General features: G+C 63.8%; 21 protein-coding genes. 16 read left to right on the top strand and 5 right to left on the bottom strand.

The genetic code is table 11. From position 1 onward, the window contains the following. Positions 1 to 24 precede the first annotated feature (24 nt). Positions 25 to 279 (top strand): succinate dehydrogenase assembly factor 2, encoded by a 255-nt coding sequence (locus DCO48_RS10075; protein ID WP_116550457.1) that lies wholly within the window; start codon positions 25 to 27, stop codon positions 277 to 279. Next, positions 263 to 715: a protein YgfX gene (locus DCO48_RS10070; RefSeq protein WP_116550456.1), complete on the top strand. Its 453-nt coding sequence runs from the start codon at positions 263 to 265 to the stop codon at positions 713 to 715. Before DCO48_RS10075 ends, DCO48_RS10070 begins: the two co-directional genes overlap by 17 nt. On the opposite strand, the gene nadB is transcribed toward DCO48_RS10070, so the two are convergent. Next, a complete protein-coding gene (gene nadB, locus DCO48_RS10065; RefSeq protein ID WP_116550455.1) occupies positions 684 to 2300 on the bottom strand; it encodes an L-aspartate oxidase in 1617 nt (538 codons plus the stop codon). The two genes, DCO48_RS10070 and nadB, sit on opposite strands and share 32 nt — an antisense overlap. 457 nt (positions 2301 to 2757) lie before the next feature. Here nadB and rpoE point away from each other — a divergent pair, with 457 nt between their 5' ends. The 10 genes from rpoE to pdxJ all read left to right on the top strand — a co-directional run bounded on the left by rpoE (position 2758) and on the right by pdxJ (position 12813). Further along, positions 2758 to 3339: an RNA polymerase sigma factor RpoE gene (gene rpoE / locus DCO48_RS10060; RefSeq protein ID WP_010220971.1), complete on the top strand. Its 582-nt coding sequence runs from the start codon at positions 2758 to 2760 to the stop codon at positions 3337 to 3339. 31 nt (positions 3340 to 3370) lie between these two features. After that, positions 3371 to 3961 (top strand): sigma-E factor negative regulatory protein, encoded by a 591-nt coding sequence (locus tag DCO48_RS10055; RefSeq protein ID WP_116550454.1) that lies wholly within the window; start codon positions 3371 to 3373, stop codon positions 3959 to 3961. A gap of 12 nt (positions 3962 to 3973) precedes the next feature. Then, positions 3974 to 4936 carry a MucB/RseB C-terminal domain-containing protein gene (locus DCO48_RS10050; protein WP_116550453.1) on the top strand — a complete coding sequence of 321 codons (963 nt, stop codon included), beginning with the start codon at positions 3974 to 3976 and terminating at the stop codon, positions 4934 to 4936. 314 nt (positions 4937 to 5250) lie between these two features. Further along, complete coding sequence (locus DCO48_RS10045) at positions 5251 to 6630, top strand: DegQ family serine endoprotease (protein WP_371919498.1); 1380 nt, start codon at positions 5251 to 5253, stop codon at positions 6628 to 6630. 171 nt (positions 6631 to 6801) lie between these two features. Beyond that, a complete protein-coding gene (gene lepA, locus DCO48_RS10040; protein ID WP_116550451.1) occupies positions 6802 to 8601 on the top strand; it encodes a translation elongation factor 4 in 1800 nt (599 codons plus the stop codon). Positions 8602 to 8606: 5 nt separating this feature from the next. Then, on the top strand, positions 8607 to 9461 hold the full coding sequence (gene lepB, locus DCO48_RS10035) for a signal peptidase I (protein ID WP_116550450.1): 855 nt from the start codon (positions 8607 to 8609) through the stop codon (positions 9459 to 9461). A 235-nt stretch (positions 9462 to 9696) separates the two neighbouring features. Continuing rightward, positions 9697 to 10386, top strand: a complete 690-nt coding sequence (rnc, locus tag DCO48_RS10030; protein WP_116550449.1) for a ribonuclease III — start codon at positions 9697 to 9699, stop codon at positions 10384 to 10386. Continuing rightward, a complete protein-coding gene (gene era, locus DCO48_RS10025; RefSeq protein WP_116550448.1) occupies positions 10379 to 11281 on the top strand; it encodes a GTPase Era in 903 nt (300 codons plus the stop codon). Before rnc ends, era begins: the two co-directional genes overlap by 8 nt. A 60-nt stretch (positions 11282 to 11341) precedes the next feature. Then, positions 11342 to 12025, top strand: coding sequence for a DNA repair protein RecO (gene recO, locus DCO48_RS10020; protein ID WP_116550447.1), 684 nt, complete (start codon positions 11342 to 11344; stop codon positions 12023 to 12025). A gap of 44 nt (positions 12026 to 12069) precedes the next feature. After that, on the top strand, positions 12070 to 12813 hold the full coding sequence (gene pdxJ, locus DCO48_RS10015) for a pyridoxine 5'-phosphate synthase (protein ID WP_116550446.1): 744 nt from the start codon (positions 12070 to 12072) through the stop codon (positions 12811 to 12813). 48 nt (positions 12814 to 12861) lie between these two features. Here the strand turns inward: pdxJ and DCO48_RS10010 are convergent, their stop codons facing one another. Both DCO48_RS10010 and DCO48_RS10005 read right to left on the bottom strand, forming a co-directional pair. After that, positions 12862 to 14244 carry a heavy metal sensor histidine kinase gene (locus DCO48_RS10010; RefSeq protein ID WP_116550445.1) on the bottom strand — a complete coding sequence of 461 codons (1383 nt, stop codon included), beginning with the start codon at positions 14242 to 14244 and terminating at the stop codon, positions 12862 to 12864. Beyond that, the gene (locus tag DCO48_RS10005; protein WP_116550444.1) at positions 14241 to 14915 is read right to left on the bottom strand and encodes a heavy metal response regulator transcription factor; all 675 of its coding nucleotides are present in this window, start codon (positions 14913 to 14915) and stop codon (positions 14241 to 14243) included. Before DCO48_RS10005 ends, DCO48_RS10010 begins: the two co-directional genes overlap by 4 nt. A gap of 195 nt (positions 14916 to 15110) precedes the next feature. Between DCO48_RS10005 and DCO48_RS10000 the strand changes: the two genes are divergently transcribed. The 4 genes from DCO48_RS10000 to DCO48_RS09985 are packed head-to-tail and all read left to right on the top strand — an operon-like array spanning position 15111 to position 21057. Next, positions 15111 to 16337, top strand: a complete 1227-nt coding sequence (locus DCO48_RS10000) for a TolC family protein (protein ID WP_116550443.1) — start codon at positions 15111 to 15113, stop codon at positions 16335 to 16337. 48 nt (positions 16338 to 16385) lie between these two features. Next, entirely contained in the window at positions 16386 to 17609 is a 1224-nt protein-coding gene (locus DCO48_RS09995) for an efflux RND transporter periplasmic adaptor subunit (protein WP_116550442.1), read from the top strand. A 19-nt stretch (positions 17610 to 17628) separates the two neighbouring features. Beyond that, positions 17629 to 20808 (top strand): CusA/CzcA family heavy metal efflux RND transporter, encoded by a 3180-nt coding sequence (locus tag DCO48_RS09990; protein ID WP_116550441.1) that lies wholly within the window; start codon positions 17629 to 17631, stop codon positions 20806 to 20808. 51 nt (positions 20809 to 20859) lie between these two features. Then, the gene (locus DCO48_RS09985; RefSeq protein WP_116550440.1) at positions 20860 to 21057 is read left to right on the top strand and encodes a hypothetical protein; all 198 of its coding nucleotides are present in this window, start codon (positions 20860 to 20862) and stop codon (positions 21055 to 21057) included. Between the two features lie 105 nt (positions 21058 to 21162). Here the strand turns inward: DCO48_RS09985 and cmoB are convergent, their stop codons facing one another. Both cmoB and cmoA read right to left on the bottom strand, forming a co-directional pair. Next, complete coding sequence (gene cmoB, locus DCO48_RS09980) at positions 21163 to 22119, bottom strand: tRNA 5-methoxyuridine(34)/uridine 5-oxyacetic acid(34) synthase CmoB (protein ID WP_116550439.1); 957 nt, start codon at positions 22117 to 22119, stop codon at positions 21163 to 21165. Next, complete coding sequence (gene cmoA / locus DCO48_RS09975) at positions 22116 to 22859, bottom strand: carboxy-S-adenosyl-L-methionine synthase CmoA (RefSeq protein WP_116550438.1); 744 nt, start codon at positions 22857 to 22859, stop codon at positions 22116 to 22118. The genes cmoB and cmoA overlap by 4 nt, the downstream gene beginning before the upstream one ends. Between the last annotated feature and the right edge of the window lie 173 nt (positions 22860 to 23032).

Below are 23032 nucleotides of genomic sequence, written 5' to 3'. Positions count from 1 at the left end.
GGCCGCCTATTTGAGGAGGGCTCGATGGTCGAACAAACTGAACTCAACCGTCTCTTCTGGCACAGCCGCCGCGGCATGCTGGAGCTGGATGTGTTGCTGGTGCCTTTCAGCGCGGAGGTCTACCCGACCCTGAGCCCGGAAGACCGTGAACTGTACAAGCGCCTGCTGAGCTGCGAAGACCAGGACATGTTCGGCTGGTTCATGGAGCGCAGCGAATCGGAAGACCCGGAGCTGCAGCGCATGGTCCGCATCATCCTGGACCGTGTCCAGCCCAAGTGATCGTTTCGAGTGTCGCTGGCAAGGCTCGCGGGTCTTGCTGGCGACCTACCTCGCCTGCCAGCTGATCGCGCTGGCAACAGTGTTTATCCTTGCCATTCCACTTTGGTTGAGCTTGCTCGGCGCCCTGTTGTGCCTGGGGCATGCTGCCTGGGTGGTGCCGCGACGCATCCTTCTGAGCCATCCGCACGCCATCAGCCGCCTGCGCCGCGACGCCAGCGGCTGGTGGCTGTGGAGCCACGCGCGAGGCTGGCACGCGGTGCAGTTGCGCCGCGACAGCCTGGCTGTGCCGGGGTTGGTGGTGCTGCGCTACCGCCGCGCGGGGCGCTTATTCAGTGAAAGCCTGTGCATCGCCCACGACGCGCTGGAGCCGGTGCAACACCGGCGCCTGCGTCTGCGGCTGAAGTTCAGTCGGCGTAGGTGGGCGGCTGCAGGATAGTGTCGCGGGCTTCGTCGAGCAGGCCCGGATAGTCGAGGGTGTAATGCAGGCCGCGGCTTTCCTTGCGCTGCATGGCCGAGCGAATCATCAGTTCGGCCACCTGGGCCAGGTTGCGTAGCTCGATCAGGTCGCGGCTGACCTTGTAGTTGCTGTAGAACTCGTCGATCTCGTCCAGCAGCAGGCGCACGCGGTGCTCGGCGCGTTGCAGGCGCTTATTGGTGCGCACGATGCCCACGTAGTCCCACATGAATCGCCGCAGTTCGTCCCAGTTGTGCGCAATGATCACGTCCTCGTCGGAGTCGGTGACCTGGCTCGCATCCCAGCAGGGCAGGGCGTGCGGCATGTCGACCGCGGCGAGCTTGGCGACGATGTCGGCCGATGCCGAACGGCCATAGACGAAGCATTCGAGCAGCGAATTGCTGGCCATGCGGTTGGCGCCGTGCAGGCCGGTGAAGCTGGTTTCGCCAATGGCGTAGAGGCCGGGCACGTCGGTGTGGCCCTGGTCGTCGACCATGACCCCGCCGCAGGTGTAGTGGGCGGCTGGGACCACCGGGATCGCCTGTTGGGTGATGTCGATACCGAACGTCAGGCAGCGCTCATACACCGTCGGGAAGTGGCTTTTGACGAACTCGGCCGGCTTGTGGCTGATGTCCAGGTACACGCAGTCGACGCCCAGGCGCTTCATCTCGTGGTCGATGGCGCGGGCGACGATGTCGCGTGGGGCCAGTTCGGCGCGCGGGTCGAAGCGCGGCATGAAGCGCTCGCCATTGGGTAGCTTGAGCAGAGCGCCTTCACCGCGCAGGGCCTCGGTGATCAGGAAACTCTTGGCTTGCGGGTGGTACAGGCAGGTCGGGTGGAACTGGTTGAACTCCAGGTTCGCCACCCGGCAGCCGGCCCGCCAGGCCATGGCGATACCGTCGCCGCAGGCCCCGTCGGGGTTGCTGGTATAGAGGTAGACCTTGGCTGCGCCGCCGGTAGCAAGCACGGTAAAGCGCGCGCCGAAGGTATCGACCTCGCCGGTGTTGCGATCCAGCACGTAGGCACCGAGGCAGCGGTCGCCCTCAAGGCCCAGGCGGCGTTCGGTGATCAGGTCGACGGCTACCCGTTGCTCCAGCAGCTCGATGTTCGGCCGTTGCCGGGCCTGGGCGAGCAGGGTGGTGAAAATGGCGGCGCCGGTGGCGTCGGCGGCATGGATGATGCGCCGGTGGCTGTGACCGCCCTCGCGGGTGAGGTGAAATTCGAAGCCACCGTCGTCGTCGCTGGCGTGTTCGTCACGGGTGAACGGCACGCCCTGGTCGATCAGCCACTGGATGGCTTCGCGGCTGTGCTCCACGGTGAAGCGCACGGCATCCTCGTGGCAGAGGCCGCCGCCGGCATTGAGGGTGTCTTCGACATGCGACTGTACGGTGTCGGTATCGTCGAGTACGGCGGCAACGCCGCCCTGGGCCCAGAAGGTCGAGCCGTTGGCCAGGTCGCCTTTGCTCAGTACGGCGATGCGCAGGTGCGCCGGGAGGGTCAGCGCCAGGCTGAGGCCGGCGGCGCCGCTGCCGATCACAAGAACGTCATGTTGGAATTGTTGGCTCATGTCTTGGAAATTCCGCGCGAGGGCGACCACGAAGGACACTAGTATAAGGACGGGGGTATCGGCACAATAGTCGGGCGTTTATGGCATTGTGAAACTATCGTGAATCTGGCTGGGTTGCCTTTATAGCAGCCTCGATACCCTGATTTCCACGGCGTGGGCGATGTGTCGATGCTGCCGAGTGGGAACTTTCCTGGAATCGCACGTATCCATAGTAGGTTGCCTGTACGTCAGGACGCGGTAGTGACGGGAGGCCAGGCCGATTTCGCCAGTGCCCATATACGAAGACCCGATTATTGACGCAGCCGGCCGTGACCGTGCTGCGTTTTTCGTGCGAGCCGACCAAGGGCCGCAGGAAACTTGCCTGGAGGGGAGAACTTTTGCGAAAAGCCCGAGTCTATGCTTGCAAGCCTGAACGATGGCTGATGCAGCACTCCTCCAGGTCCACCGAGGAGTGTTCATGCTAACCCAGGAAGAGGATCAGCAGCTTGTCGAACGCGTTCAGCGTGGCGATAGGCGAGCGTTTGATCTGTTGGTGCTGAAGTATCAGCACAAGATTCTCGGGTTGATCGTGCGTTTTGTGCACGACACCCATGAAGCCCAGGATGTGGCGCAGGAAGCGTTCATCAAGGCTTACCGTGCGCTTGGCAACTTTCGTGGGGACAGTGCGTTTTACACCTGGCTCTACCGGATTGCGATCAACACGGCGAAGAATTACCTGGTGTCCCGCGGTCGGCGGCCACCGGATAGTGATGTGAGTTCCGAGGATGCAGAGTTTTACGACGGCGATCATGGCCTCAAGGATCTCGAGTCCCCAGAACGAGCGCTGCTGCGTGATGAAATCGAAGGCACTGTCCATCGCACCATCCAGCAGCTGCCAGAAGATTTGCGTACGGCATTAACTTTACGTGAATTCGATGGTCTGAGTTACGAAGACATTGCCAGCGTCATGCAGTGTCCGGTGGGTACCGTGCGCTCTCGAATTTTCCGCGCTCGGGAGGCCATTGATAAAGCCCTGCAGCCTCTGTTGCAGGAAACCTGAGACAGCGGCGACAGCCAAGAGAGGAACCGCCATGAGTCGTGAAGCTTTGCAGGAATCGCTGTCCGCGGTGATGGATAACGAAGCGGACGAACTGGAGTTACGTCGGGTATTGAATGCCGTCGACGATGCCGAAACCCGTGCCACCTGGTCGCGTTACCAAGTCGCCCGTGCAGCCATGCACAAGGAGCTGCTGCTGCCGAAACTGGACATCGCTTCGGCTGTGTCTGCCGCGCTGGCCGATGAAGCCACCCCGGTCAAGGTCAGTCGTGGCCCGTGGCGCACCTTGGGTCGCCTGGCGGTAGCCGCTTCGGTCACCGTTGCAGTGCTGGCGGGTGTTCGCCTGTACAACCAAGACGAAATCAGCGGTGCGCAACTGGCTGCCCAGCAACCACAACCTGCTCTGGGCTTACCACAAGTACAAGGCCCGGCGGTTTTGGCCGGCTATAGTGAAAGTGCCGAGCAACCAACCGGTCCGATGGCCAACGGTGTGCTGCAGGGTCAAAGCGGCTGGCAAGATCAGCGTCTGCCAGGCTACCTGCGTCAGCATGCCCAGGAAGCTGCCGTGAAGGGGACTGAAAGTGCACTACCCTATGCCCGTGCGGCCAGCCTGGAAAATCGTTAAGTAAGGAGGATCATGCGCGCGCTACCTCTCATACCGCTCTTGCTCGGTGGGTGCATGGCCGTGCCAGCCCTGGCCGCCAACTCATCGACAGAGGCCGCCGACTGGTTGAACCGGTTGGCCAAGGCCGAGCAACAGCAGAGTTACCAAGGTACTTTCGTTTACGAGCGTAATGGCAGTTTCTCCACCCACGACATCTGGCATCGGGTCCAGGACGGCAAGGTCAGCGAGCGTCTGTTGCAGCTCGACGGCCCGGCCCAGGAAGTCGTGCGTGTCGATGGGCAGACCCAGTGCGTGAGTGGGGCCTTGGTGCAAGGGGTAGGCTCTGCGGCGGAATCGTCGGCGCGTGTGCTCGATCCGCTGAAACTGATGAACTGGTATGACCTGAGTGTGGCCGGCCGCTCCCGCGTGGCCGGTCGTGATGTCACCATCGTTACCCTCAGACCGCGCGATCAACACCGCTATGCCTTCGAGCTGCACCTGGACGACAAGACCGGGCTGCCGCTCAAGTCCCTGCTGATCAACGACAAGGAGCAGTTGCTTGAGCGGTTCCAGTTCACCGATCTGCAAATTCAGGATCCCGCCGACAGCGAACTGCAACCCAGTGCCAACTGCAAGCCGGTTGCGCACGTCGTCGCGCGTAGCAATGAGGCGGTGGCGGGCTGGCGCTCCGACTGGTTGCCGCCCGGCTTCGAACTGGTTAATAGCAGTGTGCGCAAGGACGCCGCCGGCAAAGGCAGTGTCAGCAGCCTGATGTATGACGATGGCCTGGCACGTTTCTCGGTATTCCTGGAGGCCAGCGATGGCGGCAGCGGCGCGGATACACGCACCCAGTTGGGGCCAACGGTGGCGGTGTCGCGCCGCCTGACCACGCCCAAGGGTGAAGTGATGGTTACGGTGGTGGGCGAGATCCCGATCGGTACCGCCGAACGGGTGGCCCTGTCGATGCGGGCGCAAGACGCCCAGGCACGGCAGTGAGTCGCCGGCCGATATGCGCAGGCTTGAGGTGAAACTTGAATGATCGGCCGATCGCTGAGGCGCTGACATGATTGGTAAGCCTTCAAGTTTGCAAAATCATCAAAAGTTTTCTATAGGTCAGTCCCTCTGGGGGCTGGCCTTTGCTGCTGTTGCAGCATCAAAAATGCCGATGTACCGAGCCCGGTGCAGCCCCTAGGGGGTGCCGGGCTTTTTGCATGTGCAGGTCCCTACTGCTTAACCACGCTCGTTGTGACGGGAGCCGTATGTCAATACCACGCTTGAAAACCTACCTATCGCTGGTCGCTGCCGTGCTCATGCTCGGTCAGGTGGTCAGCGCGCAAGCCGAAGCCCTGCCGGACTTCACTACCCTGGTCGAGCAGGCCTCGCCGGCGGTGGTGAACATCAGTACCAAGCAGAAGCTGCCGGAGCGCAAGTACGCCGCCGGGCAGATGCCCGACCTGGAAGGCCTGCCGCCAGGCCTGCGCGAGTTCTTCGAACGCAGCATGCCGCAGGCACCGCGTTCGCCACGTGGCGATCGCCAGCGTGAAGCGCAGTCGTTGGGTTCGGGCTTCATCATCTCCAGCGATGGCTACATCCTGACCAACAACCACGTGGTGGCCGATGCCGACGAAATCGTCGTGCGCCTGTCCGACCGTAGCGAGCTGCAGGCCAAGCTGGTCGGCACCGATCCGCGCACCGACGTAGCCCTGCTGAAAGTCGAGGGTAAGGACTTGCCGACGGTAAAACTGGGCGACTCCGAGAAGCTCAAGGTCGGCGAATGGGTGCTGGCGATCGGTTCGCCGTTCGGCTTCGACCATTCGGTCACCAAAGGTATCGTCAGCGCCAAGGGGCGCACCCTGCCGAACGACACCTATGTGCCGTTCATCCAGACCGACGTGGCGATCAACCCAGGCAACTCCGGTGGGCCGCTGTTCAACATGAACGGTGAAGTGGTCGGGATCAACTCGCAGATCTTCACCCGTTCCGGCGGCTTCATGGGCCTGTCCTTCGCCATCCCGATCGACGTGGCCATCGATGTCTCCAACCAGCTGAAAAAAGACGGCAAGGTCAGCCGCGGCTGGCTCGGCGTGGTGATTCAGGAGGTCAACAAGGACCTGGCTGAATCCTTCGGTCTCGACAAACCGGCCGGTGCCCTGGTGGCCCAGGTCCTGGAAGACGGCCCGGCCGCCAAGGGTGGCCTGCAAGTCGGCGACGTGATCCTGAGCATGAACGGCCAGCCGATCGTCATGTCGGCGGACCTGCCACACCTGGTCGGCGGCCTCAAGGACGGCGCCAAGGCCAAGCTGGAAATCATTCGCAACGGCAAGCGTCAGAACCTCGACGTCACCATCGGCGCACTGCCGGAAGACGATCAGGAAGTCAGCACCGGTGCCAACGGTAGCATCGAGCGCAGCAGCAATCGCCTTGGTGTGTCGGTTGCCGACCTCAGTGCCGAACAGAAGAAAACCCTTGAGCTCAAGGGCGGCGTGGTGATCAAGGAAGTGCAGGACGGTCCTGCGGCCCTGATCGGCCTGCGCCCGGGCGACGTCATCAGCCACCTGAACAACCAGGCGATCAGCTCGGCGAAGGAATTCACCGAAATCGCCAAGGAACTGCCGAAGAACCGTTCGGTCTCCATGCGCGTTCTGCGTCAGGGACGTGCCAGCTTCATCACCTTCAAACTGGCTGAATAAGCCGATTTGAGCGAAAAAGGGCGGCCCTGGTCGCCCTTTTTTGTGCCTGGCGGCCAGATGAAAGCGCCGTGTCCAGCAATATGGAATCTCCCATAACCCTCCAGCTTCAGGTACAATTCCCGGCTATTTTTCGGCGGGCGTTCGGCCCGCAGCCATTTTGAGTGTTGACCCGTGAGTGATTTGAGTCATATCCGCAATTTCTCCATCATCGCCCACATTGACCATGGCAAGTCGACGCTGGCCGACCGCTTCATCCAGATGTGTGGCGGCTTGTCCGCGCGCGAGATGGAAGCCCAGGTACTCGACTCCATGGACCTGGAGCGCGAGCGCGGGATCACCATCAAGGCCCACAGCGTCACCCTGCATTACAAGGCAAGCGACGGCGTCACCTATCAGCTGAACTTCATCGACACCCCCGGCCACGTTGACTTCACCTATGAGGTCAGCCGTTCGCTGGCGGCCTGTGAAGGCGCGCTGCTGGTGGTCGATGCCGGTCAGGGCGTCGAAGCCCAGTCGGTTGCCAACTGCTACACCGCCATCGAGCAAGGCCTGGAAGTCATGCCAGTGCTGAACAAGATGGACCTGCCGCAGGCCGACCCGGACCGCGTTAAGGAAGAAATCGAGAAAATCATCGGTATCGACGCCACCGACGCCGTGGCCTGCAGTGCCAAGAGCGGCATGGGCGTGGACGAAGTGCTCGAACGCCTGGTTCAGCAGATCCCGGCCCCGACCGGCGATATCGACGCGCCGCTGCAAGCGCTGATCATCGACTCCTGGTTCGACAACTACCTCGGTGTCGTGTCCCTGGTTCGCGTGCGCCATGGCCGCGTGAAGAAGGGCGACAAGATCCTGGTCAAGTCCACCGGCAAGGTACACCTGGTCGACAGCGTCGGTGTATTCACCCCGAAACACACGCAGACCGCCGACCTCAAGGCCGGTGAAGTGGGCTTCATCATTGCCAGCATCAAGGACATCCTGGGTGCGCCGGTGGGTGACACCCTGACCCTGAGCAGTACTCCGGAAGTGGACGTGCTGCCGGGCTTCAAGCGGATTCAGCCGCAGGTTTATGCCGGTCTGTTCCCGGTGTCTTCGGAAGACTTCGAAGACTTCCGCGATGCGCTGCAAAAACTGACCCTGAACGACTCCTCGCTGCAGTACCTGCCAGAGAGCTCCGACGCCCTGGGCTTCGGCTTCCGTTGCGGGTTCCTCGGCATGCTGCACATGGAGATCATCCAGGAGCGTCTCGAGCGCGAATACGACCTGGACCTGATCACCACTGCGCCCAGCGTAATCTTCGAGGTCAAGCTCAAGACCGGCGAGACCATTTACGTCGACAACCCGTCCAAACTGCCGGACGTGTCGTCGGTCGAGGACTTCCGCGAGCCGATTGTTGCTGCGACCATCCTCGTGCCGCAGGAGCACCTGGGCAACGTCATCACCCTGTGCATCGAGAAACGCGGCGTTCAGCGCGACATGCAGTTCCTCGGCTCGCAAGTGCAGGTGCGTTACGACCTGCCGATGAACGAAGTGGTACTGGACTTCTTCGATCGTCTGAAATCCACCAGTCGCGGTTATGCGTCGCTGGACTATCATTTCGATCGCTACCAGTCGGCCAACCTGGTCAAGCTGGACGTCTTGATCAACGGCGACAAGGTCGACGCCCTGGCGCTGATCGTGCACCGTGACAACGCGCACTACAAAGGCCGTGCGTTGACCGAAAAGATGAAGGAACTGATTCCTCGGCAGATGTTCGACGTGGCAATCCAGGCCGCCATTGGTGGGCAGATTGTTGCGCGGACCACTGTCAAGGCGCTCAGAAAGAACGTACTGGCCAAATGCTACGGCGGTGACGTAAGCCGTAAGCGCAAGCTGTTGGAGAAGCAGAAGGCCGGTAAGAAACGCATGAAACAGGTCGGTAACGTGGAAATTCCACAGGAAGCCTTCCTCGCCGTGCTCAGGTTGGATAGTTAGGTCCTATGTCGCTAAATTTCCCGCTGTTGTTAGTCATCGCCGTTGCGGTCTGCGGACTGCTGGCCCTGATCGATCTGCTGTTCCTGGCCCCGCGTCGGCGGGCGGCAATCGCCACTTATCAGGGCAGCGTCAGCCAGCCTGAAGGGGCGGTGCTCGAGCAGTTGAACAAGGAGCCGTTGCTGGTTGAGTACGGCAAGTCGTTCTTCCCGGTACTGTTCATCGTACTGGTGCTGCGTTCGTTCCTCGTCGAGCCGTTCCAGATTCCATCGGGCTCGATGAAACCAACGCTGGAAGTGGGCGATTTCATCCTGGTCAACAAGTTCTCGTACGGCATCCGCCTGCCGGTGATCGATAAAAAGGTCATCGAAATTGGCGACCCGCAACGTGGCGATGTGATGGTGTTCCGCTTCCCGAGCGACCCGAACGTCAACTACATCAAGCGGGTGGTTGGCCTGCCGGGCGATCAGGTGCGCTATACCAGCGACAAGCGCCTGTACGTCAACGGCCAGGCGATTGCCGAGCAGTTGGTCGGCAACGAGCCGGGTACCCTGGGCAGCGCCGAGCTGTACAAGGAAAAACTCGGCGCGGCCGAGCACCTGATCCGCAAGGAGATGAGCCGCTACCGCATGCCGCCCGATCAGCAGTGGGTGGTTCCGGCCGGTCACTACTTCATGATGGGTGACAACCGCGACAACTCCAACGACAGCCGTTACTGGGACGATCCGAACATTCCCAAGGAGCTGCTGGGCATGGTCCCGGACCAGAACATCGTCGGCAAGGCCTTCGCGGTGTGGATGAGCTGGCCAGAGCCAAAGCTGAGTCACTTCCCGAGCCTGTCGCGGGTCGGTCTGATCAAGTAACACTCAAACGGCGCTGTCCTTCGACAGCGCCGAATGCTTTTCTGGCATAGGCTGTAACGTGAAGCCCGCGACCTGCGCGGGGCGGCCAGCCACCAGGCAAGAATCAAACAGTCTTTCAGGATCTGCATTTGAACAACGCGTTAACCATGACGGCCACGAGCCCGTTTGAACTGAGCGAGGCCGGCGCCGTTGCGCCGCTGCTGAACATCGACCACGAACTGCGCGTGGGTACACTGTGAGCGTTTCCCTTACCCGCCTTGAGCGTCAGCTCGGCTACACCTTCCAGAACCAGGAGCTGATGCTGCTGGCCCTGACGCATCGCAGCTTTGCCGGCCGCAACAATGAGCGGCTGGAATTCCTGGGCGATGCGATCCTCAACTTCGTTGCCGGCGAGGCACTGTTCGAGCGCTTCCCGCAGGCCCGTGAAGGCCAGTTGTCACGCCTGCGTGCGCGGCTGGTGAAAGGTGAGACCCTGGCCGTGCTGGCCCGTGGTTTCGACCTCGGCGAGTACCTGCGCCTGGGCTCGGGCGAGCTGAAAAGCGGTGGTTTCCGTCGCGAGTCGATCCTGGCCGACGCCCTCGAAGCGCTGATCGGGGCGATCTACCTCGATTCGGACATGCAGACCGCCCGCGAGCGCGTACTGGCCTGGCTGGCCGGCGAGTTCGAAAGCCTGACCCTGGTCGACACCAACAAGGACCCGAAAACCCGTCTGCAGGAATTCCTGCAATCGCGGGCATGCGAACTGCCCCGCTATGAAGTGGTAGATATCCAGGGCGAGCCGCACTGCCGGACCTTCTTCGTCGAGTGCGAAGTGACCCTGTTGACTGAAAAAAGCCGAGGGCAGGGCGTGAGCCGGCGTATCGCCGAGCAAGTCGCGGCCGCCGCAGCACTGATCGCCCTGGGCGTGGAGAATGGCAATGACTGAATCGAATACTACCCGTTGCGGCTACGTCGCTATCGTCGGCCGTCCCAACGTGGGCAAATCGACCTTGCTCAACCATATCCTCGGCCAGAAGCTGGCGATTACTTCGCGCAAGCCGCAGACCACGCGCCACAACATGCTCGGGATCAAGACCGAAGGCGATGTGCAGGCGATCTATGTCGATACCCCCGGCATGCACAAGAGCAACGAAAAGGCGCTCAACCGCTACATGAACAAAACCGCCTCGGCGGCGTTGAAGGACGTCGACGTGGTGATCTTCGTGGTCGACCGCACCAAGTGGACCGACGAAGATCAACTGGTGCTGGAGCGTATCCAGTACGTGCAGGGCCCGGTCATCCTGGCCATCAACAAGACCGACCGGATCGAAGACAAGGCCGAGTTGATGCCGCACCTGCAATGGCTGCAGGAGCAACTGCCGAACGCCGATATCGTGCCGGTATCGGCGCAGCAGGGGCACAACCTCGACGCCCTCGAAGCGCAGATTGCCAAGCACTTGCCGGAAAACGACCACTTCTTCCCGGAAGACCAGATCACCGACCGCAGCAGCCGCTTCCTGGCCGCCGAACTGGTGCGCGAGAAGATCATGCGTCAGCTCGGCGCCGAGCTGCCGTACCAGATCACCGTCGAGATCGAAGAGTTCAAGCAGCAGGGGCATGTGCTGCATATTCACGCACTGATTCTGGTCGAGCGTGATGGGCAGAAGAAAATCATCATTGGCGACAAGGGCGAGCGGATCAAGCGCATCGGTTCCGAGGCGCGCAAGGACATGGAAGTGCTGTTCGACGCCAAGGTCATGCTCAACCTCTGGGTCAAGGTCAAGGGTGGCTGGTCCGACGACGAGCGCGCCCTGCGTTCGCTGGGCTACGGCGACCTGTAACTCCCTCCTGAGGCCCGATGCCGTCCGGCGTCGGGCCCACTCTCTGTCGAAGCGCACAGCATGGATCAGCCAGACGGCCAAGCGGCTTACGTGTTGCACAGCCGGGCCTACCGTGAAACCAGCGCACTGGTCGATTTCCTCACCCCGCAAGGGCGCCTGCGCGCCGTGTTGCGCCGTGCGCGGGGCAAAAGCGGCAGCCTGGCGCGGCCGTTCGTGCCGCTGGAGGTCGAGTTTCACGGGCGTGGCGAGCTGAAGAACGTCGGCCGGATCGAAAGCGCCGGGGTGGCGGCCTGGCTCAATGGCGACGCACTGTTCAGCGGTTTGTACCTCAATGAGTTGCTGATCCGCCTGCTGCCGGCAGAAGACCCGCATCCGGCGTTGTTCGAGCATTACACCGCCACCTTGCAGGCACTGGCGGCCGGGCGCGCGCTGGAGCCGCTGCTGCGCGCGTTCGAATGGCGCCTGCTCGATGAGCTGGGCTATGGCTTTGCGCTGGACCTGGACGTGAATGGCGACCCGGTCGAGCACGAGGGTCTATACCGCCTGCAAGTCGATGCCGGGCTGGAGCGGGTCTACCTGTTGCAGCCGGGGCTGTTCAATGGCGCGGAACTGGCGGCCATGGCTCAAGCCGATTGGGCGGTGCCGGGTGCCTTGAGCGCCGCCAAGCGTCTGATGCGCCAGGCGCTGGCGGTGCACCTGGGCGGCAAGCCGTTAGCCAGTCGGGAACTGTTTCGCAAGCGCTAAGCTCGTCGTATGCTGTGAGGCTCAATTTCCAGGAGAGTCTCTTCGTGACCCACAGCAACCGCATCCTTCTCGGCGTCAACATCGACCACGTGGCGACCCTGCGCCAGGCCCGTGGCACGCGTTACCCCGACCCGGTCAAGGCCGCGCTGGACGCCGAAGAGGCGGGTGCCGACGGCATTACCGTGCACCTGCGAGAAGACCGCCGGCATATCCAGGAGCGCGACGTGCTGCTGCTCAAGGACGTGCTGCAGACGCGGATGAACTTCGAAATGGGCGTGACCGAACAGATGATGAAGTTCGCCGAACTGATTCGTCCGGCACACATCTGCCTGGTGCCGGAAACCCGTCAGGAGCTCACCACCGAGGGCGGTCTGGACGTAGCCGGGCAGGAAGCGCGGATCAAGGCAGCGGTGGAGCGGCTGTCACGCCTGGGCTCGGAAGTGTCGCTGTTCATCGATGCCGATGAGCGGCAGATTGAGGCGTCGCGTCGGGTTGGCGCACCGGCCATCGAACTGCACACCGGACGCTATGCCGATGCGCACACCCCGGCGGACGTGGCCGAAGAGCTCAAGCGGGTGGCCGACGGTGTAGCGTTCGGCCTCGACCAGGGGCTGATCGTCAATGCCGGGCACGGGTTGCATTACCACAATGTTGAAGCCGTGGCGGCGATCAACGGGATCAATGAACTGAACATCGGTCATGCGCTGGTGGCGCATGCGCTGTTCGTTGGCTTCAAGTCGGCGGTTTCTGAGATGAAGGCGTTGATTCTGGCGGCCAGCAAGGCGTGATCGCGCGCTGATGCAATCGCGGGACGAGCGACGTGTCCCGCGATGCGCTCACCCCGGAAACACCAGACTGAACCGTGTAGGCCCTTCCAGCGCACTGCGCACCTCGACCCGCCCGCCATGCACCTGCATGATCGAGCGCACAATCGCCAGGCCCAGCCCGGTCCCGCCTTCCAGGCGCGAGCGGCCACACCCGGCCCGATAGAAGCGCTCGAACAGATGCGCAAGATGCCCCGGCGCAATCCCCGGCCCGGCGTTCTGTACCCAGCAATGCATGCCGTCCTCACGCGGCTCGATGCCCACCTCGATGGGCTGCCCTTCGGCCCCATGCCGAATGGCATTGCTCAGCAAATTCGACAAGGCCCGCTGGACCATCAGCCGGTCCGCCTGCACCGTGCCCCAGCCGTGCAGCTTCAACGCGATACCCTTGGCTTCGGCGCTTAGCGCGAACAGTTCGGCAATCCGCGCGGTCTCATCCGCCAGCGCCACGGCCTTCAACTGCACCTGGCTGGTCGGCTGGTCGACCTGCGCCAGAAACAGCATGTCGGTAATGATCCGGTTCAGCCGGGTCAGTTCCTCGACACTGTCCTCCAGCGCCGTGCGGTAATCCTCCACCGGACGTGCCCGCGCCAGCGTTACCTGGGCTTTGCCCATCAGGTTGCTGATCGGCGTGCGCAGCTCATGTGCGAGGTCGTCGGAGAATTGCGACAGCTGCTGCACGCCGCGATCCAGGCGGTCGAGCATCACGTTGATGCCCTGGGCCAGTTCGCGCAGTTCCTGCGGCAGATCGTTCTCCGGCAGGCGATGGCCGAGCTCCTGCGCCGACACCCGTTCGGCAATCCGCCGAAAGTGCCGCAACGGCGCCAACCCGCTCTGCACCAGACGCCAGGCACCACTGCCGATCAGCAGCAACAGCAGCGGCAGGGCGATCAGCGTCGATTGCAGATACGCCTGCATCAGGCCGAGGTCGTCGGCGCGGTTGACCGTGAGCAACACGCGCACTGGCGTGCCGTCCTGCAGCTTCATCACCTGAGAGGCCGTCAGCATCTGCTCGCCGTTACTGTCGGTCCACTCGCTGTAGCGTAGGCCCTGGCCCACGGTGATCTGCATCAGGTCCTGGGCTTGCAGCGCCGGGCCGAGGCTGAGCAGCGCCGAATGGCGGCCGGTGCGGCCGATGATGTTCAGGCTCAGGTCGTCATGCCCCATCACCAGGTCGAGCAACGGGTGCGCGCGCCGGCTGAGGTCGGCGGCGGTCATGTCGGCCGCCAGGCTGTGCTTGATCTGCTCCATCTTGCGCGCCAGCACCTTGCCCGCCCGGCTATCCAACTCGTGGTCCAGCGCCAGCACCGCCAGCCCGGCCAGCAACAGCACCAGCGCCGCTCCCATCAGGCTGACACTCAGGCCCAGGCGCAGGGCCAGGCGGCTCGACCTCATTCGCGCGGTTCCAGCACGTAACCGACGCCGCGCAGGGTGTGGATCAGCTTGTGCTCGAACGAGTCGTCGATCTTCGCCCGCAGGCGGCGGATCGACACCTCGACCACGTTGGTGTCGCAATCGAAGTTCATGTCCCACACCAGCGAAATGATCTGGGTGCGCGACAGCACCTCGCCGCTCTGGCGCATCAGCAGGTGCAACAGGGCGAACTCCTTGGCGGTCAGGTCGATGCGCTGGTTGGCGCGGTAGGCACGATGGCGGCCGGGATTCAGCTCCAGGTCGGCGACCTTCAGGGTGGTCGGTTGCAAGGTCTGCTCGCTGCGTCGCAGCAGGGTGCGGATACGCGCCAGCAGCTCGGGGAATTCGAAAGGTTTGAGCAGGTAGTCGTCGGCGCCCAGGTCCAGCCCCTTGACTCGGTCGGACAGCCGGCCGTGGGCCGTGAGCATCATGATCCGCGTCGCCGACTCGGCGCGCAGGCGCTGCAACACCGTCCAGCCATCCAGCTCGGGCAGGTTCACATCGAGGATGATCAGGTCGTATGCCTGCTGGCGCGCCAGGTGCAGACCATCGGCACCGGTACCGGCGCAATCGACCACATAGCCGTTCTCACGCAGGCCTTGTTGCAGGTACTCGGCGGTACGCACTTCGTCTTCGATGATCAGCAAACGCATGGGGGGCTCGTTACGGGCAGGCAAGGGTGGCGATTCTCGACCCTCTAGTGGCTACAGGGTCAAGCGACAGTACGCAGTCTAAGCCAAGTCGCTGGTCGCAGGGCCTGGATAACGGATTTGTAATCTTGGGGTCATGTTGACGATAAAGCCCGCTACCTAGAGTGCTCGCTCCGAAAAAACAGCGGGAATACAGCCATGGTGAACGGGCACAGCTGGGTGGCGCTGGGGCTGTTGCTGATCGCAACAGCGCCGACGGCACAGGCACAGACATTGACGCTGGACGCCGCTTTGCGCACGGCCCGCGATAACAACCCGGAGCTGGCCGCTGCGCGCTGGGGCACAGCGATTGCCGATGGCGAGCGGATCCAGGCTGGGCTGCTGCCCAACCCCGAACTGAGCTGGGAGCTGGAAGACACCCGGCGCAACCAGCAGACCACCACCGTCAGCCTCAGCCAGCGCTTCGAGCTGGGCGGCAAGCGCGCTGCGCGCATTGGCCTGTCCGAGCGCGAGCAGGCGCTGGCCGCGCTGGAGCTGGAGCGCCAGGGCAATGCCCTGCGCGCCGACGTATTGGCAGCCTTCGACGCTGCGTTGCAAGCGCAAGACCGCCTGGCCCTGGCCGAGCAATCGCTGCGCCTCACCGAGCGCGGCTTGCAGGTGGTGCAAGGGCGGGTCAAGGCCGGTAGTGCCTCGCCGATCGAAGCCACCCGGGCGCAGGTGCAGGTGTCGGAAATCCGCCTGGAGCAGGGCCGCGCCGAGCAGGATACGGTGGTGGCCTATCAGCAGCTGGCGGCGCTCATCGGTGCGCCGCAGATGGCTTTCGAGCGGGTGACAGGGCCGACGGCCAGCAGCACGCCACTGCCGGCCAACGAGCAATTGCTCGCGCGCCTTGAGCACACCGCCGAGCTGCGTCTGGCGCGCTTGCAGATCGAGCAGCGCGAAGCTTCGCTGGACCTGGCCCGTACCCAGCGCATTCCCGACCTCACCGTCAGCGTCGGCAGCCAGTACAGCGAAAGCGAGCGCGAGCGGATCAATGTGGTTGGCGTGTCGTTGCCGTTGCCGCTGTTCGACCGCAATCAGGGCAATGTGCTGGCTGCCGCGCGTCGCGCCGACCAGGCCCGCGACCTGCGCAACGGCACCGCGCTGCGGGTGCGCAGCGAGGTGATCCAGGCCCTGGCGCAATGGCGCACGGCCGAGCGCGAGGTGCAGGCTTTCGACCGCTCGATCCTGCCCGCCGCGCAACAGGCGGTGGAGGCCGCCACCCGCGGCTTCGAACGCGGCAAGTTCAGCTTCCTCGACGTGCTCGACGCCCAGCGCACCCTGGTCGCGGCCCGCACCCAGTATCTCCAGGCCCAGGCTGAAGGCAGCGCCGCGCGCGTGCGCCTGGAGCGGATCTTCGGCGACCTGACCCTGGCCAGCCGCTAACCCATCCTTTGTGTTCGGCGCCGGCCGCCTTAGTGCCGAGGAGTTTGCATGAACAGGAAAAACATCATCCTGCTGGCCCTGACCCTGATGGCCGGGATCGGTCTCGGCGCGCTGCTCGGGCGCCAGGTCGACAGCCCGCTGCCGGCCCCGGCGGCCACCCATGCTGAAGGCGATCATGACGAAGGCGATCATGATGAAGACGGGGATGGCGAGGAAGGGCATGCCGAAGAGAGCCATGCCGAAGAGGGCAAGATCAGCCTGAGCGCGGAACAGATCGCGGTCGCCGGCATCGAGCTGGCTAGCGCCGCCCCGCGTGCGCTGAGCCGGGTGCTGAGTCTGCCCGGCGAGATCCGCTTCGACGAAGACCGTACCGCGCACCTGTTTCCACGGGCGCCGGGGGTGGTCGAGGCGGTGGCAGTCAGCCTCGGTCAGCAGGTCAAGGCCGGCGACCTGCTGGCGGTGATCGCCAGCCCGCAGGTGTCCGAACAGCGTAGCGAACTGGCCGCCAGCCAGCGCCGGCTGGCGATGGCCCGCAGCACCTACGCACGGGAAAAGGACCTGTGGCAGGCCGGGATTTCCGCCGAGCAGGATTACCTGCAAGCGCGCCAGGCCTTGCAGGAGGCCGAGATCGCCCAGGCCAATGCCCGGCAGAAGGTCAGCGCACTCAGCGGCAGCGTGGTGCTGGCCGGCGGTAACCGTTACGAACTGCGGGCGCCGTTCGCCGGCCAGGTGGTCGAGAAGCACCTGGTGCCGGGCGAGGTGGTCAGCGAAAGCACGGCGGCCTTCACCTTGTCGGACCTGTCGCGGGTCTGGGCGACCTTCGGCGTTGCCCCGCGCGACCTGGCCAAGGTCCGCGTCGGCATGCCGGTCAGCGTACTGGCCAGCGACCTCGGCGAGCAGACCAGCGGCACCATCAGCCATGTTGGCAGCCTGCTCGGCGAGCAGTCGCGCACCGCTAGCGTCCGGGTGACCCTGGACAATCCGCGCGGCGCCTGGCGGCCGGGCCTGTTCGTGGCGGTCAGCGTGCCCACCGAACAGCGCCAGCAAACCCTCGCCGTGCCGGCGCAGGCGCTGCAAACCCTGGAAGAGCGGCCCACGGTGTTCGTGCGTACGGCCCAAGGTTTCGTGGCGCAGACGGTGGAGACCGGGCTCAGCGCTGACGGTTTCGTCGAGATCCGCCAGGGCCTGGCTGCCGGTCAGCAGGTCGCGGCGCAGGGCAGTTTCATCCTCAAGTCGGAACTGGGCAAGGCCAGCGCCGAGCACTCCCATTGAGCCTTCCCGAGTAATCGCCATGTTCGAACGCATCATTCAATTTGCCATCGAGCAGCGCCTGATCGTGTTGCTTGCGGTGCTGCTGATGGCCGGGCTCGGCGTCGCCAGTTACCAGAAGCTACCGATCGACGCGGTGCCTGATATCACCAACGTCCAGGTGCAAATCAACACGTCGGCGGCTGGCTTCTCGCCGCTGGAAACCGAGCAGCGCATCACCTTCGCCATCGAGACGGCCATGGCCGGCCTGCCGGGGCTGGAGCAGACCCGCTCGCTGTCGCGCTCGGGCCTGTCGCAGGTGACGGTGATCTTCCAGGAGGGCACCGACCTGTTCTTCGCCCGTCAGTTGGTCAACGAGCGCCTGCAGCAGGCGCGCGAACAGCTGCCGGAGGGCGTTGAGGCGGTGATGGGGCCGATTTCCACCGGCCTTGGCGAGATCTTCCTGTGGACCGTCGAGGCGGCACCGGATGCGCGCAAACCGGATGGTCAGGCCTACACCCCGACCGACCTGCGCGAGATCCAGGACTGGATCATCAAGCCGCAACTGCGCAACGTTCGCGGGGTGGCCGAAATCAACAGCATCGGCGGCTTCGCCAAGGAGTACCAGATTGCGCCCGACCTGCGGCGGCTGGCGGCGCATAAGCTGACCCTCGGCGACCTGCTGACGGCGTTGGCGCGCAACAACGCCAACGTCGGTGCCGGCTATATCGAGCGTCAGGGCGAACAGTTGCTGATCCGCGCACCGGGCCAGTTGGCCGGCATCGACGACATCGCCAATATCGTCCTGAGCACGCTGGACGACACGCCGATCCGCGTGCGCGACGTGGCCGAGGTGGATATCGGCCGGGAGCTGCGCAGCGGCGCGGCCACCGACAATGGCCGCGAAGTGGTGCTGGGCACGGTGTTCATGCTGATTGGCGAGAACAGTCGCACGGTGTCGCAGGCGGTGGCGCAGAAGCTTGCCGAGATCAATCGCACGCTGCCCAAAGGGGTGACTGCGGTCACGGTGTACGACCGCACCACGCTGGTCGACAAGGCCATCGCCACGGTGAAGAAGAACCTGGTGGAAGGCGCAATCCTGGTGATCGCGGTGCTGTTCCTGTTCCTCGGCAACATTCGCGCGGCGCTGATTACCGCGATGGTGATTCCGCTGTCGATGCTGTTCACCTTCACCGGCATGTTCAGCAACAAGGTCAGCGCCAACCTGATGAGCCTGGGTGCGCTGGACTTCGGCATCATCGTCGACGGTGCGGTGGTGATCGTCGAGAACGCCATCCGCCGCCTGGCCCATGCGCAGAAGCAGCATGGCCGGTTGCTGACCCGCTCGGAGCGTTTCCACGAGGTCTTCAATGCCGCCCGCGAAGCACGGCGGCCGCTGATCTTCGGTCAACTGATCATCATGGTGGTGTACCTGCCGATTTTTGCCCTGAGCGGGGTCGAGGGCAAGATGTTCCATCCGATGGCCTTCACCGTGGTGATCGCCTTGCTCGGCGCCATGCTGCTTTCGGTGACCTTCGTCCCGGCGGCGATTGCCCTGTTCGTGACCGGCAAGGTCAAGGAAGACGAAAACCTGCTGATGCGCAGCGCCAAGCGCGGTTACGCGCCGCTGCTGGCGTGGGTCATGGCGCATCGGGCGCTGGCCTTTGGCCTGGCCGCTGCGGCAGTGCTGGGCTCCGGGGTGCTGGCCGCGCGCCTGGGCAGCGAGTTCGTGCCGAGCCTGAGCGAGGGCGACTTCGCCTTGCAGGCCCTGCGCGTGCCGGGCACCAGCCTCAGCCAGTCGGTGCACATGCAGCAACAGCTGGAAGCGAGCGTGATTGGCCAGGTGCCGGAAGTACTCCGGGTGTTCGCCCGCACCGGCACCGCAGAAATTGCCGCCGACCCGATGCCGCCGAACATTTCCGACAGCTACGTGATGCTCAAGCCGCGCGATCAGTGGCCCGACCCGAGCAAGTCGCGCGAGCAACTGATCGCCGATATCCAGCGCGCAGCCGCGCGGGTGCCGGGCAGCAACTATGAGATGTCGCAGCCGATCCAGCTGCGTTTCAACGAGCTGATTTCTGGGGTGCGCAGCGATGTCGCGGTCAAGGTCTTCGGCGACGACATGGCGCTGCTCAAGCGCACCGCCGCGCAGATCGCCAGCACCTTGCAGGCGGTGCCGGGGGCTTCGGAAGTGAAGGTCGAGCAGACCTCCGGCTTGCCGGTGCTGACCATCGACGTGGACCGTGACAAGGCCGCGCGCTACGGCCTGAATGTCGGCGATGTGCAGGACACCATCGCCGTCGCCGTCGGCGGCCGTCAGGCCGGCACGCTGTATGAGGGCGACCGCCGCTTCGACCTGGTGGTGCGCCTGCCGGACGACGTGCGCACCGACACCGAGGCCCTGGCCCAGATGCTTGTCCCGGTGCCGGCGAGTGCCACCAGCAGCGGCCAGATCGGCTTTATCAGCCTGGCCGAGGTGGCGCGGGTAACCCTGGTGCAGGGGCCGAACCAGATCAGCCGGGAGGACGGCAAGCGCCTGGTGGTGGTCAGCGCCAACGTGCGGGGGCGCGATATCGGTTCGTTCGTGGCCGAAGCCAGCGAGCGCATTGCGGCTCAGGTCAGCGTGCCGGCGGGCTACTGGACGCGCTGGGGCGGCCAGTTCGAGCAGTTGCAGTCGGCGGCCAAGCGCTTGCAGGTGGTGGTGCCGGTGGCGTTGCTGCTGGTGTTTGCGCTGTTGTTCATGATGTTCAACAACCTCAAGGATGGCGTGCTGGTGTTTACCGGGATTCCGTTCGCCCTGACCGGTGGCGTGGTGGCCTTGTGGCTGCGGGATATTCCGCTGTCGATTTCGGCGGGGGTCGGCTTTATTGCCTTGTCCGGGGTGGCGGTGCTCAACGGCCTGGTGATGATTGCCTTCATTCGTGGCTTGCGCGAGCAGGGCCGGCCGTTGCGGCTGGCGATCGACGAAGGGGCGTTGACGCGCTTGCGGCCGGTGCTGATGACGGCGCTGGTGGCATCGCTCGGGTTTATCCCGATGGCACTGGCCACGGGGACCGGGGCGGAGGTGCAGCGACCGTTGGCGACGGTGGTGATTGGCGGGATCCTGTCGTCGACCGTATTGACCTTGCTGGTGTTGCCGGCGCTGTATTTCTGGGCGCATCGCCGGGAGGAAGACGAGGGGCTGGATGACGGGACTGTAATGTCTGGCTCACCTTGCCGTTAGGCGGGCGTCCTTAAGATTGGGCTGTCTGATTTCAATCGTGAGGAAACGTCAATGAAACGGTTCAATTATGCCCTGATCGCTGCGCTTGCCCTGGCCAGCACCTCTGCCCTGGCCGAAGGTGGCTCGGAGCGCTCCAAGGCATTCTGGGAGCAGTTTCGCCTGAGCCAGGAGCAGGTGCATGGCAAGCAGGATGAAGCGGTGGTGAAGGAGCAGCGCAAGCAGGAGCAAGAGAAAGTTGCCAAGGAATAGGTGCCTTGAAAGCATCGCGGGACGAGCCCGCTCCCACAGAAAAGCACAGCTGTAGTGCTTTCTTGTGGGAGCGGGCTCGTCCCGCGATAGGGCCAGACTTGCGCTTTACTTACGCGCCACCAACACCGCCCGCCGTGGCGCCGGCAGGCCTTCGACGGTTTTGCTCGGGTCGTTCGGGTCGAGGAAGTGGCTCAGCGACTGGTAGCGCATCCAGTCGGTGCTGCGCTGCTCCTCGGTGCTGGTCACGCTCACATCCACACAGCGCACGTCGCTGAAGCCGGCGCGGCGCAACCAGCGCTCCAGCGCCGGTACCGACGGCAGGAACCACACATTGCGCATCTGCGCGTAACGGTCTTCCGGTACCAGCACCTGGTGCTCGTCACCTTCGACCACCAAGGTCTCCAACACCAGCTCGCCACCCTTCACCAGGCAATCCTTCAACGCCAGCAAATGCTCAATCGGCGAGCGCCGGTGGTAGAACACGCCCATCGAAAACACGGTGTCGAAGCCTTCCAGGTTCGCCGGCAGGTCCTCCAGTGCAAACGGCAGATGCCAGGCCGGCAACTCCGGCAGGTAACGCTGCACCGCCTGGAACTGACAGAAGAACAGCCAGTTCGGATCGACCCCGATCACGCTGTCGGCACCCGCCCCGAGCATGCGCCACTGGTAATAGCCATTACCGCACCCCACATCCAGCACGCGCTTGCCGCGCAGGTCCAGATGCGGCGCGACCCGCGACCATTTCCAGTCGGAGCGCCATTCGGTGTCGACATGTACGCCGAACAGGTCGAACGGCCCCTTGCGCCAAGGTGACAGGCCCATCAGGGCGGTGTGTAACTGTTCACGGGTCGCCGCCTCGCAGTCGCAGTCCAGGCGCAGGCCGTTGACCAGGTCAACTTCGCTCGGTAGCAGCGCTGGCAACGCGTCCAGCGCGCTCTGCCAGCGTTCCAGGTCGCCGTGGCCTTTTTCCAGCTTGGCATCGAGTTGCGCTTGCAGGCCCTGGGACCATTCGGCCAGGGGAGTACCCGCCAGACGGCGGACCAGAGGGGAAAGATCAATCATGGCAGGGCAATCAACGAGGCGAAATTAAGGCACTGGAACCACGGCACCACCTTGGAGAAACCGGCATCGAGCAAGCGCGCGCGGTGATCTTCGAGGCTGTCGGGTTTCATTACGTTTTCAATGGCACTGCGCTTCTGGGCAATTTCCAGTTCGCTGTAGCCGTTGGCGCGCTTGAAGGCAATGTGCAGGTCGGTGAGCAGCGCGTGCTCCTGCGCATCTTCGAAGCGCAGTTTTTCCGACAGGATCAACGCGCCGCCGGGCACCAGCGCCTGGCGGATCTTGCCGAGCAAGGCCAGGCGTGCGCCCGGCTCGATGAACTGCAAGGTGAAGTTCATCGCGATCAGCGACGCGGGTTGCAACGCCAGGGCGGTGATGTCGGCTTCCAGGACTTGCACCGGCAGCAGTTCCTGGTACATCGCGTCCTGCGCTTTGAGGTACTCGGCGCAACGCTCGACCATCGCCGCCGAATTGTCCACTGCCAGTACCCGGCAGCCTTCGCTGCGTACATGCCGACGCATGGCCTGGGTGACCGCGCCGAGCGAACTGCCGAGGTCGTAGAGCAGCGTGTCGGGTTGGGCGAACTGCGCGGCGAGCACGCCGATGTTCTCGACGATGGTCGGGTAACCGGGCACCGAGCGCTTGATCATGTCCGGGAACACCCGCACCACGTCTTCGTTGAAGGCGAAATCGGGCACTTGGTCCAGCGGTTGGGCGAAAAGACGGTCGGGTTGTTTGCTCACGGTTTGTACACGGGTGATCGGACAGGGGCGCCATTCTAGCCAAGAGACGGGGCCATGCCTACGCTGCCGGGTGGTCGTTCATCGTCGCGGCGGGCTGCGTCGGGCCGCCGTTCGGTGGGCCAGCACAGAACTTTCCGGCAGAGCAGTTGATACTTCACGACTGTCTGCACGGC

It is taken from the genome of Pseudomonas sp. SDI, from assembly GCF_003105155.1.
Lineage (GTDB): Bacteria > Pseudomonadota > Gammaproteobacteria > Pseudomonadales > Pseudomonadaceae > Aquipseudomonas.
Note: the sequence above shows the minus strand (reverse complement) of the source record. Positions and strands in the feature narration are given on the sequence as shown.

Coding starts and splice junctions, on each gene's coding strand:
- DCO48_RS10075 (WP_116550457.1), top strand. CDS start 25: ATGGTCGAACAAACTGAACTCAACCGTCTCTTCTGGCACAGCCGCCGC.
- nadB (WP_116550455.1), bottom strand. CDS start 2,300: ATGAGCCAACAATTCCAACATGACGTTCTTGTGATCGGCAGCGGCGCC.
- rpoE (WP_010220971.1), top strand. CDS start 2,758: ATGCTAACCCAGGAAGAGGATCAGCAGCTTGTCGAACGCGTTCAGCGT.
- DCO48_RS10055 (WP_116550454.1), top strand. CDS start 3,371: ATGAGTCGTGAAGCTTTGCAGGAATCGCTGTCCGCGGTGATGGATAAC.
- DCO48_RS10050 (WP_116550453.1), top strand. CDS start 3,974: ATGCGCGCGCTACCTCTCATACCGCTCTTGCTCGGTGGGTGCATGGCC.
- DCO48_RS10045 (WP_371919498.1), top strand. CDS start 5,251: ATGCTCGGTCAGGTGGTCAGCGCGCAAGCCGAAGCCCTGCCGGACTTC.
- lepB (WP_116550450.1), top strand. CDS start 8,607: ATGTCGCTAAATTTCCCGCTGTTGTTAGTCATCGCCGTTGCGGTCTGC.
- era (WP_116550448.1), top strand. CDS start 10,379: ATGACTGAATCGAATACTACCCGTTGCGGCTACGTCGCTATCGTCGGC.
- recO (WP_116550447.1), top strand. CDS start 11,342: ATGGATCAGCCAGACGGCCAAGCGGCTTACGTGTTGCACAGCCGGGCC.
- DCO48_RS10010 (WP_116550445.1), bottom strand. CDS start 14,244: ATGAGGTCGAGCCGCCTGGCCCTGCGCCTGGGCCTGAGTGTCAGCCTG.
- DCO48_RS10005 (WP_116550444.1), bottom strand. CDS start 14,915: ATGCGTTTGCTGATCATCGAAGACGAAGTGCGTACCGCCGAGTACCTG.
- DCO48_RS10000 (WP_116550443.1), top strand. CDS start 15,111: ATGGTGAACGGGCACAGCTGGGTGGCGCTGGGGCTGTTGCTGATCGCA.
- DCO48_RS09995 (WP_116550442.1), top strand. CDS start 16,386: ATGAACAGGAAAAACATCATCCTGCTGGCCCTGACCCTGATGGCCGGG.
- DCO48_RS09990 (WP_116550441.1), top strand. CDS start 17,629: ATGTTCGAACGCATCATTCAATTTGCCATCGAGCAGCGCCTGATCGTG.
- DCO48_RS09985 (WP_116550440.1), top strand. CDS start 20,860: ATGAAACGGTTCAATTATGCCCTGATCGCTGCGCTTGCCCTGGCCAGC.
- cmoB (WP_116550439.1), bottom strand. CDS start 22,119: ATGATTGATCTTTCCCCTCTGGTCCGCCGTCTGGCGGGTACTCCCCTG.